Genomic DNA, 18,363 nt, shown 5'->3' on the forward strand with positions numbered 1-18,363 from the left:
TGAGCGGGCTTTTTATTGAACACTTATTTTACAGAACAGGCGAAACAAACAATGCAAACACCAAAACCAACGCTTGAACTTCTGACCAGTGACGCGATTTATCGTGAAAACCCCACCGCGCTGTTTCATCAGTTATGCGGTTCACGCCCGGCGACGTTGCTGCTGGAATCTGCGGATATCGACAGTAAAAACGATTTAAAAAGTCTGCTGCTGGTCGACAGTGCGCTGCGTATTACCGCACTCGGTGACACTGTCACCATTCAGGCATTAACCGACAACGGCGCGTCCCTGCTGCCGCTGCTCGATGCGGCGCTGCCTGCGGGCGTTGACAACCAGCATCAGGCCAGCGGCCGCGTGCTGACGTTCCCGGCGGTCAGCCAATTGCTGGATGAAGATGCGCGTCTGTGTTCACTTTCTGTATTTGACGCGTTCCGCCTGCTGCAAACGCTGGTGACGCTGCCAGAAGACGAACGCGATGCAATGTTCTTTGGCGGGCTGTTCGCTTATGACCTGGTGGCCGGTTTTGAAGACCTGCCAACGCTTGAGAGCGACACCTCCTGCCCGGACTACTGCTTCTACCTGGCGGAAACCCTGCTGGTGATTGACCACCAGACCAAAAACACGCGCATTCAGGCCAGCCTGTTCACCTCATCATTAAGCGAAAAAGACCGTCTGCTGCAACGCATTGCCGAGCTGCGTCAACAACTGAACGAGCCGCCTGCGGCTCTGCCGGTGGAAACCGTTGAACAGATGCGCTGCGAGACCAACCAAAGCGATGAAGAGTACGGTGATGTGGTGCGCAAAATGCAAAAGGCGATTCGCGCCGGGGAAATTTTCCAGGTGGTGCCGTCTCGCCGCTTCTCTCTGCCCTGCCCGTCGCCGCTGGCCGCTTATGATGTTCTGAAAAAGAGCAACCCAAGCCCGTATATGTTCTTCATGCAGGATAACGATTTCACCCTGTTCGGCGCTTCACCGGAAAGCTCGTTGAAATATGAAGCCGCCAGCCGCCAGATTGAGATCTACCCGATTGCCGGTACCCGCCCACGCGGTCGCCGCGCAGACGGTTCTCTGGACCGCGACCTTGATAGCCGCATTGAGCTGGAGATGCGTACCGACCATAAAGAACTGTCGGAGCATCTGATGCTGGTTGACCTCGCGCGTAATGACCTGGCGCGCATTTGTACACCGGGTAGCCGCTATGTGGCGGACCTCACCAAAGTTGACCGTTACTCCTTCGTAATGCATCTGGTTTCTCGCGTTGTCGGCGAACTGCGTAAAGATCTCGACGTGCTGCACGCCTATCGCGCCTGCATGAACATGGGCACCCTGAGCGGCGCACCAAAAGTTCGCGCGATGCAGCTTATCGCCGCCGCAGAAGGCAAGCGTCGCGGCAGCTACGGCGGCGCGGTTGGTTACTTCACCGCTCACGGCGATCTGGACACCTGCATTGTGATCCGCTCCGCCTTCGTTGAAAACGGCGTCGCCACCGTTCAGGCTGGCGCAGGCGTGGTACTGGATTCTGTTCCCCAGTCCGAAGCCGATGAAACACGTAATAAAGCACGCGCGGTATTGCGCGCTATCGCGACCGCACACCACGCACAGGAGATTTTCTGATGGCTGACATTCTGCTGCTCGATAATATCGACTCATTCACCTATAACCTTGCAGATCAGCTACGCGCCAACGGTCACAACGTGGTGATTTATCGCAACCATGTGCCCGCTCAAACGTTAATTGAACGTCTGGGCACCATGAAAAACCCGGTGCTGATGCTCTCGCCAGGCCCTGGCGCGCCGTCCGAAGCCGGTTGTATGCCGGAACTGTTGACCCGCATGCGTGGCAAGTTGCCGATTATCGGTATCTGCCTCGGACATCAGGCGATTGTCGAAGCCTATGGCGGCTACGTTGGTCAGGCAGGTGAAATCCTGCACGGGAAAGCGTCAAGCATTGAACACGACGGCCAGGCAATGTTTGCCGGGCTGAGCAACCCGCTGCCGGTCGCCCGCTACCACTCGCTGGTCGGCAGCAATATTCCCGCGGGCTTAACCATTAACGCGCACTTTAACGGCATGGTGATGGCGGTTCGCCACGATGCGGATCGCGTGTGTGGTTTCCAGTTCCACCCGGAATCGATTCTGACCACGCAGGGCGCACGCCTGCTGGAACAAACCCTTGCATGGGCGCTGCAAAAACTAGAGCAGACCAACACCCTGCAACCGATTCTGGAAAAACTGTATCAGGCGCAAACCCTGACGCAACAGGAGAGCCACCAGCTATTTTCTGCCGTGGTTCGCGGTGAAGTGAAGCCGGAGCAGCTGGCTGCCGCGCTGGTCAGCATGAAAATTCGCGGTGAGAGCCCGATTGAAATCGCCGGGGCGGCCACCGCATTACTGGAAAACGCCGCGCCGTTCCCACGCCCGGATTATCCGTTTGCCGATATTGTCGGCACCGGCGGCGACGGCAGCAACAGTATCAATATCTCGACCGCCAGCGCTTTTGTCGCGGCGGCCTGTGGGTTGAAAGTGGCGAAGCACGGTAACCGTAGCGTCTCCAGTAAATCCGGATCATCGGACTTACTGGCAGCATTCGGCATCAATCTGGATATGAATGCTGATAAGTCGCGAAAAGCACTGGATGAACTGGGCGTATGCTTCCTGTTCGCACCGAAATACCACACCGGGTTCCGATATGCGATGCCGGTTCGCCAGCAGCTAAAAACCCGTACGCTGTTTAACGTGCTGGGGCCGCTGATTAACCCGGCGCATCCGCCGCTGGCGTTGATTGGTGTCTACAGCCCGGAACTGGTGCTGCCGATTGCCGAAACCCTGCGCGTGCTCGGTTATCAACGCGCGGCCGTGGTACACAGCGGCGGTATGGATGAAGTTTCGCTGCATGCGCCAACCGTCGTGGCCGAGCTTAATCAGGGCGAAATTAAGAGCTATCAGCTGACCGCCGCCGACTTTGGCCTCAAGCCTTACCATCAGGAAGAGCTGGCTGGCGGCACGCCGGAAGAAAACCGTGACATTCTGACGCGCTTGTTACAAGGTAAAGGTGAGACAGCGCATGAGTCCGCCGTCGCTGCCAACGTCGCCATGTTAATGCGCCTTTATGGCCATGAAGATTTAAAAGCCAACGCACAAAAAGTACTGGATGTTCTGCGCAGCGGTGCAGCCTATGATTGCGTCACCGCATTAGCGGCAAGAGGGTAAAAAATGCAGACCGTATTAGCAAAAATCGTAGCCGATAAAGCGATTTGGGTAGAAGCACGTAAACAACAACAACCGTTAGCCACGTTCCAGAATGATGTTCAGCCTACGCAGCGTAGTTTCTACGATGCGCTGCGCGGTACACGCACCGCCTTTATTCTGGAGTGTAAAAAAGCCTCTCCGTCGAAGGGCGTCATCCGTGATGATTTCGACCCTGCGCGTATTGCAGGTGTCTATAAGCATTATGCATCGGCTATTTCCGTGTTAACCGATGAGAAATATTTCCAGGGTAATTTTGAGTTTTTACCTATCGTCAGCAAAATCGCTCACCAGCCGATTCTGTGTAAGGACTTCATTATCGATCCTTACCAGATTTACCTGGCGCGTTTTTACCAGGCCGATGCCTGTCTGCTGATGCTCTCAGTCCTTGATGATGAACAGTATCGCCAGCTCGCCGCCGTCGCCCACAGCCTGAAAATGGGCGTGCTGACGGAAGTGAGTAATGAAGAAGAGCTGGAACGCGCGATTGCGCTGGGTGCAAAAGTGGTCGGAATCAACAACCGCGACCTGCGCGACCTCTCTATCGACCTGAACCGTACCCGCCAGCTCGCACCGCGTTTGGGCCATGACGTAACGGTGATCAGCGAATCGGGGATTAACACCTATGCCCAGGTACGCGAGTTAAGCCACTTTGCCAACGGCTTCCTGATTGGCTCTGCGCTGATGTCGCACGACGATCTGAATACGGCAGTCCGCCGCGTGCTGCTGGGCGAAAATAAAGTCTGCGGGCTGACCCGTCCTCAGGATGCACAGGCCGCCCATGAAGCCGGGGCCATTTACGGCGGGCTGATTTTTGTCGCCACCTCGCCTCGCGCCGTGACGACTGAGCAGGCGCGCGAAGTCATGGCCTCCGCGCCTTTGAATTACGTCGGCGTCTTCCGTAATGCACCGGTGCAGGATGTTGTCGCCCGCGCGACGGAACTCTCACTCGCCGCCGTCCAGTTGCATGGCGATGAAGACCAAGCCTATATCGACGCCCTGCGTGAGCAACTTCCCGCGACAGTGCAAATCTGGAAAGCCCTCAGCGTGGGCGAAACCCTGCCCGCGCGAAATCTGAATCACGTAGATAAATACGTATTCGATAACGGCCAGGGCGGTACCGGTCAACGTTTCGACTGGTCGCTGTTGCAGGGCCACGATCTCAGCAACGTGATTCTGGCAGGTGGATTAGGCGCAGATAACTGCGTAGAGGCAGCCAAAAGCGGCTGCGCCGGGCTGGATTTCAATTCAGGTGTAGAGTCGCAACCGGGTGTAAAAGATGCCAGCAAACTGGCCTCGGTTTTCCAGACACTGCGCGCATATTAAGGTATGAAAGGAGCAACAATGAGCACGTTACTTAACCCCTATTTCGGCGAGTTTGGTGGAATGTACGTTCCGCAAATCCTGATGCCTGCGCTGCGTCAACTGGAAGAAGCCTTCGTCAGCGCACAAAAAGATCCGGCATTTCAGGCGGAGTTTACCGACCTGCTGAAAAACTACGCGGGTCGCCCGACTGCGCTGACCAAATGCCGTAACTTAACAGCGGGTACCAAAACCACGCTGTACCTGAAGCGTGAAGATCTGCTGCACGGCGGCGCGCACAAAACCAACCAGGTGCTGGGCCAGGCATTACTGGCTAAACGCATGGGTAAAACCGAAATCATCGCCGAGACCGGGGCGGGTCAGCATGGTGTGGCATCGGCGCTCGCCTGTGCCTTGCTTGGTCTGAAGTGCCGCATCTACATGGGTGCGAAAGATATTGAACGCCAGTCACCGAACGTTTTTCGTATGCGTTTGATGGGCGCGGAAGTGATTGCAGTGCACAGTGGTTCAGCCACGCTGAAAGATGCCTGTAACGAAGCGCTGCGCGACTGGTCTGGTAGCTACGAAACCGCGCACTATATGCTCGGCACAGCGGCAGGCCCGCACCCGTTCCCGACCATCGTGCGTGAATTCCAGCGCATGATTGGCGAAGAAACCAAAGTTCAGGTGCTGGAAAAAGAAGGTCGTCTGCCAGACGCGGTCATCGCCTGTGTGGGCGGTGGCTCCAACGCCATCGGTATGTTTGCCGATTTTATTACTGAAACCAGCGTCGGTTTGATTGGCGTTGAGCCTGCGGGCCACGGTATCGAAACTGGCGAGCACGGCGCACCGCTGAAACATGGTCGCGTCGGCATCTACTTCGGTATGAAATCGCCGATGATGCAGACCGATGAGGGGCAGATTGAAGAATCTTACTCCATCTCTGCGGGCCTCGACTTCCCGTCTGTCGGGCCACAGCATGCGTATCTGAACAGCATTGGCCGCGCGGAGTATGTCTCTATTACCGATAACGAGGCGCTCGACGCCTTTAAAGAACTCAGCCGTCACGAAGGGATTATCCCGGCGCTGGAGTCGTCACACGCCCTGGCGCACGCGCTGAAAATGATGCGTGAAAACCCGGAGAAAGAGCAGCTTCTGGTGGCTAACCTCTCCGGTCGCGGCGACAAAGACATCTTCACCGTACACGATATTCTGAAAGCTCGAGGGGAAATCTGATGGAACGTTATGACAACCTGTTTGCACAACTCACCGCCCGCAAGGAAGGCGCATTTGTTCCCTTTGTCACCCTCGGCGATCCGAACCCCGAGCAATCGCTGAAGATTATCGATGCGCTGATTGAAGGCGGCGCGGACGCGCTGGAGCTGGGGATCCCCTTCTCTGACCCGCTGGCGGATGGCCCGACCATTCAGAGTGCAACGCTGCGTGCGTTCGCCTCTAACGTCACGCCGACCCAGTGCTTTGAGATGCTGGCGGCGATTCGCCAAAAACATCCGACCATGCCTATCGGCCTGTTGATGTATGCGAACCTGGTATTTAACCGCGGTATTGATGAGTTTTATGCCGAATGCGCGCGAGCGGGTGTTGATTCCGTGCTGGTCGCCGATGTGCCGGTTGAAGAGTCTGCCCCGTTCCGCCAGGCTGCACTGCGCCATAACGTAGCGCCTATCTTCATCTGCCCGCCGAACGCCGATGACGAACTGCTGCGTCAGATTGCTTCACACGGTCGCGGTTATACCTACTTGCTTTCCCGAGCGGGCGTGACGGGAGTGGATAGCCGCGCTGCGCTTCCCCTGCACCACCTCGTTGAAAAGCTGGCGGAATATCACGCCGCCCCTCCGTTACAGGGCTTTGGTATTTCTACGCCAGAGCAGGTGCATGCCTCAATTGAAGCCGGTGCCGCCGGGGCGATTTCCGGTTCTGCCACGGTGAAAATTATCGAGAAGAATCTTGATAAGCCCGACGTTATGCTGGCCGAGTTGAAATCCTTTGCGCAGGCAATGAAGGCCGCAACGCGCCATGCGTAGTGCTGAGTAGGCCGGGCAAGCGTAGCGCCCCCGGCTGATATGCAAAAGCTGCCAACCGGCAGCTTTTTCTTTTAGATGCGGAAAAAATGCAATTAACACAAAATGTAGGGTTGATATCTTAGATGAGAACCATTATCTTTCTCATTAACGAATAGTTGAGCAAATCACTCAGGTATTCGTTACGACATTGCTCACATTGCTTCCAGTATTACTTGCCCGCTTCGTGCGGGCTTTTTTTTATTCCATGACCCGCTCAATCGACCCCTGGTCATTGATATACATGCAGCGATTTCTGCCTGACTGTTTACCCACGTACATCGCGCCATCGGCACGTTCAAGCACGATACGCAGCAATTCCCCCGGAATTGCCCGTGTTAAGCCTGCGGTAACGGTAACCGGAATATCGTATTGCCCAACCCTGATTTGATGATGCTCAATCGCACGCGTGATACGCAGGCCAGCCGCCATCGCTTCCGCCTCACCCTTCGCTTTCAGGATCACGATAAACTCTTCGCCGCCAAAACGGTACACCGGCTCATAATTGCGCGTGCAGCTTTGCAATTTTTGTGCAAAGGCGCGCAAAACTTCATCACCAATAATATGCCCGTAGGTATCGTTAATGCGTTTAAAATGATCGATATCCAGAATCATCACGTACAGATCGCCGTTGCTGCGATCTATAACCTGGCTTTCGAACGATTCATCCAGGATTCTTCTCAACGGCAAACTGGTTAATGCATCATAACTTATACGTAGCTGTAATAAATGTGTCTGATAAACAGTTATGGCCGCGACAAATTCCTGAAGGGCATGTTCAAAATCATTAAACAGTGTCTCTTGTATATTATTCTGTAAAACCGAATCGACTAATTGACGACAAACTTCATGCACCCGAATATGTTTATCATTAATGGTTAATAAAAAACCCTTATCTTCGGTATGAGTGACCAGATATTGATTCAACCAGCCGCCAAACTGGCAGCAGTTATGTGCTTCGAGACTGGTAATGTCATCAGGGCTACCGTCGCGTTTTGCGATAAGGCGGAACGCCTGCACCAGCCAGCGATAGTGCCCCCCGACAGAACGATTCAATCCCGTAAGCAGTTCATCTATCTCTTTTAACTTCCTGTTCATCTGGCCTCCGAAAATAACGTTAAGCGTGTGACGTGAAACATTAACAACAATTCATTAAAACTTTGTCAAGAAAGACAAAAAATAGCATGCGTCACTCAATATTTAATTAATTACAGGGAGAGTTAGCCCTGATTACAATACAATCTAATTAATAACTCTTACGAATACTCTTGTAATATTAGGAAAACTACAATAATACTGTTCGAGAATAAATGAAGACTTCCTGGTTAGGAAGTCTTTCTACAACAAAAATCTAAATCTGAATGATTAGACGCTTACTCTGCCCATTCGATACGGCCACGTCCATTATTCTTCGCCCGATAGAGTGCCTCGTCCACCTTGCGAATAAACGAATCCTGCGCCTCGCCCAAATCTCGTGAACCCACGCCAATACTGATAGAGAGAGGCTGATCGCCATTGACCAGAATCGTTCTCGCATTTTCGAGCACCGATTGCGCAAAGAGATGCATGTCGCTCGCCGAACGCCCCTCAACGATAATGGCGAACTCTTCCCCGCCGATGCGCGCAGGCATCACGCTATCGCTACTTAAATTCAGCAGCTGTTTACCCAGCGCAAACAACACTTCATCGCCGATCAGGTGGCCCCAGGTATCGTTGATGCGTTTGAAAAAATCGATATCCAGAATAATCAGTGAGACCTGACGCCCCTCTTTTTCCCGAATCGTATCGATAAAAAAGCGACGGTTCGGTAATTGAGTCAATTCATCGCGCAGGGATTTAAAGCGCGCATCGACATACAACATATTTATACGCTGAATGATTTTATAGACACCGACCGCCGTCGCCAACATTCCGGCCAGACGCAACATGTCTTCACAATAGAATCCCATCCAGCGGGGCTGCTGAACAATTTCGTCCATCACATCGAACGTCATGCCCGCAATCCACAGCAGAAAACCATAGCGCACCCAACGCAATACGTCATGAGCAAGACGAACCCGCGTTGCGCTCCAGTACATAAAGACAAGGAATATCAGGCCAATACCATCAATATAGAGCCCAGGGTTACGCAGGATTTGCTGCGCATTGCCCAGCGGCTTTCCCGTCAACACGGTTGCCACGACAACCAACACGAAAACGATCGCCACCCACCCCATTCGTCCTGGCTGAACGCCCGTTTTTTCCATCCTGTTTTCAGTCGGCATTAACGTACTCCTGATATCGCCTGCTGGCTTTACGGCAAAATGGTTATCGTAATTTTAGGTAATCTGATATTAATTCTAGCGGTCATTCGCCCCGGAACATAGTGGAATGTATCAGAGCTGATATTGCCCGCCGACGATTATTCAATTATTGTAAATTCGTTTAATACCTTAATAAGAATAAGGATGTTCTTATGTGTACGAATTATTTAGTAATTGCCGCCGCAGCCGTGACCAGCTTTATTCTTGAGATGGACATTGATGTACACACTATCATGCAATGGTTTGATCCCTGGCTGGACGCACTACGAGGATGGGCGCGGTATAGCGATCATTTTTTGCTGAAGTGAAGCGTTCTGGAATGGTGGTTTGATGCACGGGCAAGGCTGGCCGCAGAAGACCAGCCTTGCAAGCCGTTAGAAGCGATAACCTGCTGAGAACATAAACACCCATGGGTCAAGACGCGTACTGACGCTTTGGCGTTCGCCATTGTGTTTAAACTTCACATTGGTATCGATATCCATATACCAGACGGACATATTCACCAGCCAGTCACGGTTGATTAAGTAGTCCATCCCCACCTGCCCTGCGGCGCCCCAGGAATCATCCAGGCTAAGGTCTGAGAGACCAGCTTCTTTACCTGTTTTGTTAAAATCGTTGTCAAAGAATGTGGTGTAGTTAATACCTGCACCAATGTATGGACGCAGTTTGCTGCTGGAATCGCCAAAATACCACTGCGCCATTAAGGTTGGCGGTAAGTGGTGAACGGTGGCGATATCACCCGTAGGGCCGGTGCCCACTTTGTGGCGGAACGGCGTAGCCGCCAGCAGTTCAATACCGATGTTCTCAGTTGCCATATAGGTAAATGTCAGACCTAACTGCGTGTTATTACTAACATTAAATCCACCCAGAGCACCCAGAACGTTGTCTGACCCTTCAGTTGGACGCACCGTTGCAGAACCCGCACGAATGAAAAATTCGCCCGCATCATGGGCCCATGCGCCACCAGACAGTGTTGAAAGTGCTAAGGCCGCCACTGCTAATTTTTTCATACCCACTCCTTTTTTAGGGGTTTTATTAGTCGTGACAAATATACCTACAAATAGTTAATTGGATCGCAACACGGATCACACCAAATGTTAAATTTTAACATTTGTTGATCTGGATTAATTTTTGCTTATTTAGTTGAGATGAAAGATACGTATCTACATCAATTTCATTGGTATTTTTCTGAAACAGAATTGTCCGGATCCCCACTTGCTCTCTTGCAAGCGTCTGGATAATTTAGACGCGACAACTTCTGTTGATGCGTTTTTTTCAGGTGTGCTATGAGCGATTTGAATCCGTGCATGACGTGCGGGGCCTGTTGTGCGTATTTCCGTGTCTCTTTTTACTGGGCTGAAGCCAACGATGGCGGTGGTCTGGTACCTGCGCAGCTTACTGAGCCCCTTACGCCTTTTTTACGTTGTATGATGGGTACCAACAGCAAACATCCGCGCTGTGGGTCACTTGAGGGAGAAATTGGCCACAGGGTCAGCTGTGCTATCTACCCTAATCGCCCTTCGCCTTGCCGTGAATTTGCCATGTCGGGTGAAAATGACGAAGAGAATGAAGCCTGTAATCGTGCCCGGGCGCGCTACGGCTTACCTCCTCTTTACAAAGATATGCTTTTCCATACGAGTCTTGAGGCTGCAACGAGTGTATTAACTGCGGTACAATCAGCGCCTAATTAACACCTGTATAATCAAGGAGAGTGCATGTCTATCACGGCGCAGTCCGTATACCGTGACACGGGCAATTTTTTCCGTAATCAGTTTTTAACCATTTTGCTGATTGCGCTGCTGTGCGCATTTATCACCGTGGTGATTGGTCACGCCTTTACACCCAGCGATGAACAGCTTGCTCTCTTACGTCAGGGTGACAACCTCACCGGAAGCGTCGGTCTGTTTGATCTGGTACAAAACATGACGCCAGAGCAGCAGCAAATCCTGCTGCGTGCTTCAGCGGCATCAACGTTTTCTGGGCTGATTGGCAACGCCATTCTGGCTGGCGGCGTCATGCTGATGATTCAACTGGTCTCTGCCGGTCATCGCGTCAGTGCCCTGCGCGCCATTGGCGCAAGCGCGCCTATCCTGCCTAAACTGTTTATACTGATCTTCCTCACCACCTTTATGGTACAGATGGGCGTAATGCTGATCGTCGTGCCGGGCGTGTTGTTGGCCATTGTGCTGGCTTTCGCGCCTGTCATGTTAGTGCAGGATAAAATGGGTATCTTCGTATCGATGCGTAGCAGCATGAAACTGGCGTGGGCAAATATGCGCCTGGTTGCACCGGCGGTCATCGGCTGGCTGCTGGCGAAAACGCTGTTACTGGTGTTCGCACCGAACTTTGCCGTGCTGACGCCGAACGTTGGTGCGGTAGTGGTGAATACGCTCAGCAACCTTATCTCTGCCGTGTTGCTGATTTATTTATTCCGCTTGTATATGCTTATTCGCAACTAATTTTCCTGCAGGCCCGATTGTCTTTGGGCCGCAACTGGAGTACGGAATCGAAGTATGAAGCAGTTTCTGGATTTTTTACCGCTGGTCGTCTTCTTCGCGTTTTATAAGATTTACGACATTTACGCCGCAACGTCTGCGCTGATTGTCGCAACCGCTATCGTTCTGATCTACAGCTGGGTACGCTACCGCAAAGTCGAAAAAATGGCGCTTATCACCTTTGTTCTGGTCGCGGTTTTCGGTGGCTTGACGCTCTTCTTCCACAACGATGAATTCATCAAGTGGAAAGTCACCGTGATTTACGCGCTGTTTGCCGGTGCGCTGCTGGTGAGCCAGTGGGTGATGAAAAAACCGCTGATTCAGCGCATGCTGGGTAAAGAACTAACGCTGCCTGCGTCGGTGTGGTCCAATCTCAATATCGCCTGGGCCGTATTCTTTATTCTCTGCGGCCTGGCCAATATCTATATTGCGTTCTGGCTCCCGCAAAACATTTGGGTCAACTTTAAGGTCTTTGGCCTGACGGCAATGACGCTTCTGTTTACCGTACTGAGCGGCGTTTACATCTATCGCCATATGCCGCAGGAAGAGAAGTAACACCGTCTTCTTTCGGACACACAAACAGGCACACAGCATTTATTGTGTGCCTTTTTTATTGTCATCACAGGGGAACCCTTGAGGCAACTTAGTGATGAATAACACCCATCTCAATGAGCGCCTGCGCAGTCAGGAGGATAAAAATAATCGCGACGAGTGGCGTATACATGTTCAATCTCCCGCCCAGACTATTGCTACAATTTTAGTTTAGTCTGACCTGCATTTTTATCACCGGAAATTGCCAATATTTCCCCAGGCTTCAGCACGATGTACTATCTTAAGATTGCACGTTTTTTCTCCCGCGAGCCCCGTCTGACGCGCGTTTCACTATTCTCCTTGCCCATTTCGTAGTAGCATCCCGCCCGACGTCTTTTGAATAAGCACAGGGATTATAATGACACTGAAAAATGACGCCCCGCAGGGTGAACTGGTTTTACGCACGCTCGCCATGCCAGCGGATACCAACGCTAACGGAGACATCTTCGGCGGCTGGTTAATGTCACAAATGGATATTGGCGGCGCGATTCTGGCGAAAGAGATTGCACATGGCCGGGTGGTTACCGTGCGGGTTGACGGCATGACCTTCCTGCGCCCGGTTGCCGTGGGCGATGTTGTTTGCTGCTATGCGCGCTGTGTAAAAAAAGGCAATACGTCGATTACGGTGAATATTGAGGTGTGGGTTAAGAAGGTGTCGTCTGAGCCGATTGGCCAGCGTTACAAAGCCACTGAAGCGCTGTTTATCTATGTGGCGGTTGACCCTTCCGGCAAACCGCGTGCGATCCCTGCCGACTAATACGACGCCCGGCCATTCACCGGGCGCCAAAATCCGTTAGATAAAACCGAGTACTTTAAAGAAGAAGTAACCTATTACGATCACCACAATCGGCAGAATATAGAGCGGAAAAATTTGCAGGAAGATGGTGTTGTGCGGCACCTTTATTTTTGCTTCCAGCGCCTCGCGCGTCATTCCTTCTTCGCCCTTTGCTTTTTCCAGGATCATTTGATCGTTAACGCCTTCACGCAGAAACTTCGCCTGGCGACTCATGCGTGCGCCAGAGTCCTGCAAGGCCAGCGCAATGAACACCAGCGCGAAAATCAGCCAGAACATCACGTTCAGCCCCTGCTGGAAGTTTGGCGTCGGCGAGTTATACCAGAAGAAATTCAGGAACGGCGTGTTGAAACGCATCATCTCGATCATCACGTGCGCGAAATCCATCATCACCGCATCGATGCCCGGCTGTTTTTCGCTGTGATCGTACATAAATTTCAGTACCGAGATCAGCGTTGAAATGAGCGCAGGAATGAAAATCACCCAGCCTAAAATACGTTTGAGAATCGCGATGCGTCCCGCTTGTTGATACGTCATGGGTTCCCCTTGTTCAGACGTCTTTTTGTCAGGCTATATCTTATCAGTCTACCTGCTGGCAGCCATTTTTCCCGACTTTACGCGCGATATGATATACCATATTAAACGGCATTCATCGCCTAAGTTACTCAACAGAGAGGTTGTTATGTCCGCAGAGCGCCAGATACTCGCCGCTATTTTTGATATGGATGGATTACTGATCGATTCCGAGCCGCTTTGGGATCGTGCTGAACTGGAGGTCATTGCGAGCCTTGGCGTTGATATTACCCGCCGCAACGAACTGCCGGATACCCTGGGTCTGCGCATCGATATGGTGGTGGATCTGTGGTTTGCCCAGCAGCCATGGAACGGGCCGAGCCGTCAAGATGTCACTGCGCGCATTATCGAACGCGCCATCAGTCTGGTGGAAGAAACTCGCCCGCTGCTGCCGGGTGTGCGTGAAGCTGTCGCCCTGTGCAAAGCAAACGGTCTGAAGGTCGGACTTGCATCGGCCTCTCCGCTGCATATGCTGGAAAAAGTGCTGACTATGTTTGAGCTGCGCGATCAGTTCGATGCGCTGGCATCGGCGGAAAAACTGCCGTACAGCAAGCCGCATCCGCAGGTTTATCTCGACTGCGCCGCGAAACTAGGCGTCGATCCGCTCACCTGCGTGGCGCTGGAAGATTCTGTTAATGGCATGATTGCCAGCAAAGCCGCGCGTATGCGCTCGGTAGTGGTGCCCGCAGAAGAAGGACAAAACGATCCTCGCTTCGTACTGGCCAATGTCAAACTGCACTCCTTAGCCGATTTAACGCTGAGCGATCTTCGCGGTTAACACCTTTCGCGGGCAACGCCAGGTTGTCCGCAAATCCAACGCCCGTCAAATTATTGAAACATCGTTTCATTTTGGTTTGAGTTTTTCATCACGCCCTTCTATGCTTGTCGTATGGATCAGCCATAACGACAATAACAGCATACAGAGGTCACTATGATACTGAACGCCTTCAACCTGAACGGTAAAGTTGCGCTTGTCACCGGGTGCGATACGGGTTTGGGACAAGGAATGGCTTTGGGGCTTGCGGAAGCGGGCTGCGATATCATTAGCGTCAGCCGCAAAATACCCGAAGAGACATCCGCCAAAGTACTGGCTCTTGGGCGTCGGTTCAGCGCCATTCAGGCGGATCTCAGCCGTCAGGATGCGATTGCAGATATCGTGACGAAGTCGGTCACAGCGATGGGCCACATCGATATTCTGGTAAACAACGCCGGAACCATCCGTCGGGAAGATGCGCTCTCTTTCAGCGAAAAAAACTGGGATGACGTGATTAACCTGAATCTGAAGTCGGTTTTTTTCCTGTCTCAGGCGGTGGCGAAACAGTTTCTGCATCAGGGCGGCGGCGGGAAAATTATTAATATTGCCTCGATGCTCTCCTTCCAGGGCGGGATCCGCGTCCCCTCTTATACCGCGTCTAAAAGCGGCGTGCTGGGAATCACGCGTCTGCTGGCTAACGAATGGGCGCAGCATAACATCAACGTTAACGCGATTGCGCCGGGGTATATGGCGACCAACAATACGCAGCAACTGCGTGACGATGCTGAGCGCAGCAAAGAAATTCTCGACCGTATCCCCGCCGGGCGCTGGGGTTCACCGGAAGATTTAAAAGGCCCGGCAGTATTCCTCGCGTCGTCCGCGTCTGACTATATCAACGGCTATACGCTGGCGGTGGATGGCGGCTGGCTGGCGCGTTAATTTTTTAACAAAGAGTTACACCGTAACCTCTTCCGCCTACTGTATAAAAACCCTATACTGTATGAATTGACAGTTTTATCGGGTTTTATCATGACGGCGGAAGGCCACCTGCTCTTTTCCATCGCCTGTGCGGTATTTGCTAAAAATGCCGAGCTTACGCCTGTGCTGGCGCAAGGCGACTGGTGGCATATCGTGCCGTCAGCGGTGCTGACCTGCCTGCTACCGGATATCGATCACCCGAAATCGTTTCTCGGTCAGCGGCTAAGCTGGCTGTCGAAGCCCGTGGCCCGCGCATTTGGCCATCGCGGGTTCACCCACAGTTTGCTGGCTGTTTTCGCCCTGCTCACGGTTTTCTATCTTAAAGTGCCGGACAGCTGGTTTGTTCCCGCCGACGCGCTTCAGGGAATGGTTCTGGGCTATCTCAGCCATATTCTGGCCGATATGCTCACCCCTGCGGGCGTGCCGCTGCTATGGCCATGCCGCTGGCGTTTTCGTCTGCCGATACTCGCGCCACAAAAAGGCAATCAACTAGAACGTTTTCTGTGCATGGCGCTGTTCGCTTATGCCGTCTGGATGCCGCAGTCGTTGCCGGAAAACAGCGCCGTTCGTTGGTCATCGGGAATGATTAATTCGCTGCAAATGACCTTTAATCGCTTTATAAATCACCAGATCGAACAATAACCGCACAAAACTATCACTTTTGTCATAATCCATTCCATTTGGATATAAGCGACGATCGCCAGTTCTGTTAACCTTTTCACATCTGACCAGCCCGGTGAGGCTGGCTATATAATGAAATCAGGAGAACGGGGATGAACTTTCCATTAATCGCGAACGTTATCGTGTTCGCGGCACTGCTGTTACTGCTGGCGCAAACGCGTCACAAACAGTGGAGTCTGGCAAAAAAAGTACTGGTCGGTCTGGTGATGGGGGTCGTGTTTGGCCTCGCGCTGCAATTTATCTATGGTTCCGACAGCCAGATTCTTAAAGATTCTATTCAGTGGTTCAACGTCGTTGGTAATGGCTACGTACAACTGCTGCAAATGATTGTTATGCCGCTGGTATTCGCCTCGATTCTCAGCGCCGTGGCCCGTCTGCATAATGCGTCACAGCTGGGTAAAATCAGCTTCCTGACCATCGGTACGCTGCTGTTCACTACGCTGATTGCTGCACTGGTCGGCGTACTGGTCACCAACCTGTTTGGCCTGACGGCGGAAGGTCTGGTCCAGGGTACCGCTGAAACCGCGCGCCTGGATGCCATTCACAGTAACTATGCTGGCAAGGTTGCTGACCTGAACGTGCCGCAGCTGCTGCTCTCCTTTGTGCCAAAAAATCCGTTTGCCGATCTGACCGGCGCGAACCCAACTTCTATCATCAGCATCGTCATCTTCGCCGCGTTCCTGGGTGTGGCGGCGCTGAAACTGCTGAAAGATGACGAGCCGAAAGGCCTGCGCGTTATCGCGGCAATCGACACGCTGCAAAGCTGGGTGATGAAACTGGTTCGCCTGGTCATGCAACTGACCCCTTACGGCGTGCTGGCGCTGATGACCAAAGTCGTGGCGGGCTCTAACCTGCAGGACATCATCAAACTCGGCAGCTTCGTAGTGGCCTCTTACATCGGTCTGGCTATTATGTTCGCCGTACACGGCCTGCTGCTGGGCGTGAACGGCGTCAGCCCGCTGAAATACTTCCGTAAAGTGTGGCCGGTTATTACTTTTGCTTTCACCAGCCGTTCCAGCGCCGCATCCATTCCGCTGAACGTGGAAGCACAAACGCGCCGTCTGGGTGTTCCTGAATCTATCGCCAGCTTCTCCGCCTCTTTCGGCGCGACGATCGGTCAGAACGGCTGTGCGGGTCTTTACCCGGCAATGCTCGCCGTTATGGTTGCGCCAACCGTTGGCATCAACCCGCTCGATCCGCTGTGGATTGCGACCCTGGTCGGTATCGTCACCGTGAGTTCTGCGGGTGTGGCAGGCGTCGGCGGCGGTGCAACCTTCGCGGCGCTGATTGTACTGCCAGCAATGGGCTTACCGGTCACGCTGGTCGCGCTGCTGATTTCCGTTGAGCCGCTGATCGATATGGGCCGTACCGCACTGAACGTCAGCGGCTCCATGACTGCCGGCACCCTGACAAGCCAATGGCTGCGCCAGACGGATAAAGAAATTCTGAACAGCGAGGATGATGCGGAACTGGCGCATCGTTAACCTCTTCCTTCGTTATAGAAAGCCTCTTTTGCTTCGTCATAAGAGGCTTTTTTTATGTTTTTCACCCACCGTGCGCGGCTCCCTGCCGGTATGTCCGCATTCGGACATCCCCCTTCATAAAACTAAGTTAGATTAAATTCATAACCATATGATATTTAATCAATTTAATAACAGACCATTCAGTTATTCATGCCAAATATAATTCGTTATGTGATCGCTTTCGGTATTTGCTCAAACAAAAAACGTTCATCATGATGTCATGACATCATGATCAATAGTTGAACAATGAAGGGCCGTGGCGATGGACATCGATAAACAAAGCAAGCTCCCCATGTACGCACAACTGTTCGAAATCATTACCCGTCAAATTTCATCGGGTGAGCTTAAAGAGGGAGACCAATTACCCTTTGAGCGTGAGCTTTGCGAAATCCATAGCATCAGCCGCACCACGGTAAGACAGGCAATGGCCGAACTGGAAAAAGAGGGATACATCTACAAAATTCATGGCAAAGGCATGTTTGTCCGTGGTCAGGCGGTAAAACAAAGTTTGATGACCGTGTACAGTTTCCACGAAGAAATGATGCGCCTTAACAGGCAGCCCTCAAGCCAAATTCTTACCTTTGAGCTCATTGCTCCCTCGAGCGCCGTTGCACAAAAATTGCAAACTGATGAATTTGTTTATCACATTATTCGCTTGCGCTCGGCGAACGCCGATCCCGTGCTGTATGAGGAAACTTATTTGGTTCAAAGCCATTTCCCTGGTTTTACACGAGAAATACTTGAACAGGACAGCTTATATAACGTCATTAAAGAAAAATATAACATTGCCTTTCGCAGAGCGATCGACACATTCAGAGCTATTAACATCCCTGTGTCAATCGCATCTTTCCTTCATGAAAAACAGGGAGTCTCAGGTCTACAAATTGAAAGGGTAGCATTTATAGGGCTGACGCCCGTTGAATATACTATCGAGATTGCTCGTGGTAGCAAATTTGAATACACCATTGAATTGCAAGGTGTCACGATGAATTCAGCAATATCTACCGTATAGTTACTGTTTCTCGCAATCATCAAAGTTGTTAA

The 18,363-nt window shown here is 52.2% G+C and carries 18 protein-coding genes and 1 other annotated feature (1 of these 19 only partly in view); of the genes, 14 read left to right on the forward strand and 4 right to left on the reverse strand.

The features are described from left to right. Nucleotides 1-17, forward strand: a sequence feature (Trp leader region); it begins 78 nt to the left of the window's first position. 34 nt (nucleotides 18-51) lie between these two features. From G163CM_RS07445 to trpA, 5 genes are read left to right on the forward strand one after another with little or no spacing between them, the layout of a single operon-like run. Next, complete coding sequence (locus G163CM_RS07445) at nucleotides 52-1,614, forward strand: anthranilate synthase component 1 (RefSeq protein ID WP_231827508.1); 1,563 nt, start codon at nucleotides 52-54, stop codon at nucleotides 1,612-1,614. Continuing rightward, complete coding sequence (gene trpD / locus G163CM_RS07450; protein ID WP_015964659.1) at nucleotides 1,614-3,209, forward strand: bifunctional anthranilate synthase glutamate amidotransferase component TrpG/anthranilate phosphoribosyltransferase TrpD; 1,596 nt, start codon at nucleotides 1,614-1,616, stop codon at nucleotides 3,207-3,209. Before G163CM_RS07445 ends, trpD begins: the two co-directional genes overlap by 1 nt. A 3-nt stretch (nucleotides 3,210-3,212) precedes the next feature. Further along, on the forward strand, nucleotides 3,213-4,571 hold the full coding sequence (gene trpCF, locus G163CM_RS07455; protein WP_231827509.1) for a bifunctional indole-3-glycerol-phosphate synthase TrpC/phosphoribosylanthranilate isomerase TrpF: 1,359 nt from the start codon (nucleotides 3,213-3,215) through the stop codon (nucleotides 4,569-4,571). Nucleotides 4,572-4,589: 18 nt separating this feature from the next. Continuing rightward, complete coding sequence (trpB, locus tag G163CM_RS07460) at nucleotides 4,590-5,783, forward strand: tryptophan synthase subunit beta (protein ID WP_231827511.1); 1,194 nt, start codon at nucleotides 4,590-4,592, stop codon at nucleotides 5,781-5,783. Next, nucleotides 5,783-6,592 (forward strand): tryptophan synthase subunit alpha, encoded by an 810-nt coding sequence (gene trpA, locus G163CM_RS07465; protein WP_231827512.1) that lies wholly within the window; start codon nucleotides 5,783-5,785, stop codon nucleotides 6,590-6,592. Before trpB ends, trpA begins: the two co-directional genes overlap by 1 nt. A 237-nt stretch (nucleotides 6,593-6,829) precedes the next feature. Here trpA and G163CM_RS07470 read toward each other — a convergent pair whose 3' ends face one another. The 3 genes from G163CM_RS07470 to ompW all read right to left on the reverse strand — a co-directional run bounded on the left by G163CM_RS07470 (nucleotide 6,830) and on the right by ompW (nucleotide 9,941). Further along, nucleotides 6,830-7,726, reverse strand: coding sequence for a diguanylate cyclase (locus G163CM_RS07470; RefSeq protein WP_231827514.1), 897 nt, complete (start codon nucleotides 7,724-7,726; stop codon nucleotides 6,830-6,832). Between the two features lie 275 nt (nucleotides 7,727-8,001). Beyond that, nucleotides 8,002-8,844 carry a GGDEF domain-containing protein gene (locus G163CM_RS07475; protein ID WP_231828342.1) on the reverse strand — a complete coding sequence of 281 codons (843 nt, stop codon included), beginning with the start codon at nucleotides 8,842-8,844 and terminating at the stop codon, nucleotides 8,002-8,004. 461 nt (nucleotides 8,845-9,305) lie between these two features. Further along, a complete protein-coding gene (gene ompW / locus G163CM_RS07480) occupies nucleotides 9,306-9,941 on the reverse strand; it encodes an outer membrane protein OmpW (protein ID WP_015964666.1) in 636 nt (211 codons plus the stop codon). A 276-nt stretch (nucleotides 9,942-10,217) separates the two neighbouring features. Between ompW and G163CM_RS07485 the strand changes: the two genes are divergently transcribed. The 4 genes from G163CM_RS07485 to yciA all read left to right on the forward strand — a co-directional run bounded on the left by G163CM_RS07485 (nucleotide 10,218) and on the right by yciA (nucleotide 12,774). Next, nucleotides 10,218-10,622, forward strand: coding sequence for a YkgJ family cysteine cluster protein (locus G163CM_RS07485; protein ID WP_231827516.1), 405 nt, complete (start codon nucleotides 10,218-10,220; stop codon nucleotides 10,620-10,622). Between the two features lie 24 nt (nucleotides 10,623-10,646). Next, nucleotides 10,647-11,390: a YciC family protein gene (locus tag G163CM_RS07490; protein ID WP_149464592.1), complete on the forward strand. Its 744-nt coding sequence runs from the start codon at nucleotides 10,647-10,649 to the stop codon at nucleotides 11,388-11,390. 54 nt (nucleotides 11,391-11,444) lie between these two features. After that, entirely contained in the window at nucleotides 11,445-11,981 is a 537-nt protein-coding gene (locus G163CM_RS07495) for a septation protein A (protein WP_015964669.1), read from the forward strand. A 394-nt stretch (nucleotides 11,982-12,375) separates the two neighbouring features. Continuing rightward, nucleotides 12,376-12,774, forward strand: coding sequence for an acyl-CoA thioester hydrolase YciA (gene yciA, locus G163CM_RS07500; RefSeq protein ID WP_015964739.1), 399 nt, complete (start codon nucleotides 12,376-12,378; stop codon nucleotides 12,772-12,774). Nucleotides 12,775-12,810: 36 nt separating this feature from the next. Here yciA and G163CM_RS07505 read toward each other — a convergent pair whose 3' ends face one another. Then, nucleotides 12,811-13,347 carry a YniB family protein gene (locus G163CM_RS07505; RefSeq protein ID WP_015964740.1) on the reverse strand — a complete coding sequence of 179 codons (537 nt, stop codon included), beginning with the start codon at nucleotides 13,345-13,347 and terminating at the stop codon, nucleotides 12,811-12,813. A gap of 145 nt (nucleotides 13,348-13,492) precedes the next feature. Between G163CM_RS07505 and hxpB the strand changes: the two genes are divergently transcribed. The 5 genes from hxpB (at nucleotide 13,493) to G163CM_RS07530 (ending at nucleotide 18,331) form a co-directional block, all read left to right on the forward strand. After that, nucleotides 13,493-14,161 (forward strand): hexitol phosphatase HxpB, encoded by a 669-nt coding sequence (gene hxpB / locus G163CM_RS07510; RefSeq protein WP_231827518.1) that lies wholly within the window; start codon nucleotides 13,493-13,495, stop codon nucleotides 14,159-14,161. 153 nt (nucleotides 14,162-14,314) lie between these two features. Next, nucleotides 14,315-15,076 (forward strand): 2-dehydro-3-deoxy-D-gluconate 5-dehydrogenase KduD, encoded by a 762-nt coding sequence (gene kduD / locus G163CM_RS07515; RefSeq protein ID WP_231827520.1) that lies wholly within the window; start codon nucleotides 14,315-14,317, stop codon nucleotides 15,074-15,076. 90 nt (nucleotides 15,077-15,166) lie between these two features. Beyond that, entirely contained in the window at nucleotides 15,167-15,757 is a 591-nt protein-coding gene (locus G163CM_RS07520; protein WP_231827526.1) for a metal-dependent hydrolase, read from the forward strand. 131 nt (nucleotides 15,758-15,888) lie between these two features. Beyond that, nucleotides 15,889-17,280 (forward strand): L-cystine transporter, encoded by a 1,392-nt coding sequence (locus G163CM_RS07525; RefSeq protein ID WP_015964744.1) that lies wholly within the window; start codon nucleotides 15,889-15,891, stop codon nucleotides 17,278-17,280. Between the two features lie 301 nt (nucleotides 17,281-17,581). Then, nucleotides 17,582-18,331, forward strand: a complete 750-nt coding sequence (locus tag G163CM_RS07530; RefSeq protein WP_231827533.1) for a GntR family transcriptional regulator — start codon at nucleotides 17,582-17,584, stop codon at nucleotides 18,329-18,331. The last annotated feature ends 32 nt before the right edge of the window (nucleotides 18,332-18,363 follow it).

The organism is Pseudocitrobacter corydidari, assembly GCF_021172065.1.
Lineage (GTDB): Bacteria > Pseudomonadota > Gammaproteobacteria > Enterobacterales > Enterobacteriaceae > Pseudocitrobacter > Pseudocitrobacter corydidari.

What these genes read in the sequence shown, in the direction of transcription:
- G163CM_RS07505 (WP_015964740.1), bottom strand. Translation starts at nt 13,347, where the DNA reads ATGACGTATCAACAAGCGGGACGCATCGCGATTCTCAAACGTATTTTA.
- yciA (WP_015964739.1), top strand. Translation starts at nt 12,376, where the DNA reads ATGACACTGAAAAATGACGCCCCGCAGGGTGAACTGGTTTTACGCACG.
- kduD (WP_231827520.1), top strand. Translation starts at nt 14,315, where the DNA reads ATGATACTGAACGCCTTCAACCTGAACGGTAAAGTTGCGCTTGTCACC.
- hxpB (WP_231827518.1), top strand. Translation starts at nt 13,493, where the DNA reads ATGTCCGCAGAGCGCCAGATACTCGCCGCTATTTTTGATATGGATGGA.
- G163CM_RS07525 (WP_015964744.1), top strand. Translation starts at nt 15,889, where the DNA reads ATGAACTTTCCATTAATCGCGAACGTTATCGTGTTCGCGGCACTGCTG.
- G163CM_RS07520 (WP_231827526.1), top strand. Translation starts at nt 15,167, where the DNA reads ATGACGGCGGAAGGCCACCTGCTCTTTTCCATCGCCTGTGCGGTATTT.
- G163CM_RS07475 (WP_231828342.1), bottom strand. Translation starts at nt 8,844, where the DNA reads ATGGGGTGGGTGGCGATCGTTTTCGTGTTGGTTGTCGTGGCAACCGTG.
- trpD (WP_015964659.1), top strand. Translation starts at nt 1,614, where the DNA reads ATGGCTGACATTCTGCTGCTCGATAATATCGACTCATTCACCTATAAC.
- G163CM_RS07445 (WP_231827508.1), top strand. Translation starts at nt 52, where the DNA reads ATGCAAACACCAAAACCAACGCTTGAACTTCTGACCAGTGACGCGATT.
- ompW (WP_015964666.1), bottom strand. Translation starts at nt 9,941, where the DNA reads ATGAAAAAATTAGCAGTGGCGGCCTTAGCACTTTCAACACTGTCTGGT.
- G163CM_RS07530 (WP_231827533.1), top strand. Translation starts at nt 17,582, where the DNA reads ATGGACATCGATAAACAAAGCAAGCTCCCCATGTACGCACAACTGTTC.
- G163CM_RS07490 (WP_149464592.1), top strand. Translation starts at nt 10,647, where the DNA reads ATGTCTATCACGGCGCAGTCCGTATACCGTGACACGGGCAATTTTTTC.
- G163CM_RS07495 (WP_015964669.1), top strand. Translation starts at nt 11,445, where the DNA reads ATGAAGCAGTTTCTGGATTTTTTACCGCTGGTCGTCTTCTTCGCGTTT.
- G163CM_RS07485 (WP_231827516.1), top strand. Translation starts at nt 10,218, where the DNA reads ATGAGCGATTTGAATCCGTGCATGACGTGCGGGGCCTGTTGTGCGTAT.
- trpB (WP_231827511.1), top strand. Translation starts at nt 4,590, where the DNA reads ATGAGCACGTTACTTAACCCCTATTTCGGCGAGTTTGGTGGAATGTAC.
- trpA (WP_231827512.1), top strand. Translation starts at nt 5,783, where the DNA reads ATGGAACGTTATGACAACCTGTTTGCACAACTCACCGCCCGCAAGGAA.
- trpCF (WP_231827509.1), top strand. Translation starts at nt 3,213, where the DNA reads ATGCAGACCGTATTAGCAAAAATCGTAGCCGATAAAGCGATTTGGGTA.
- G163CM_RS07470 (WP_231827514.1), bottom strand. Translation starts at nt 7,726, where the DNA reads ATGAACAGGAAGTTAAAAGAGATAGATGAACTGCTTACGGGATTGAAT.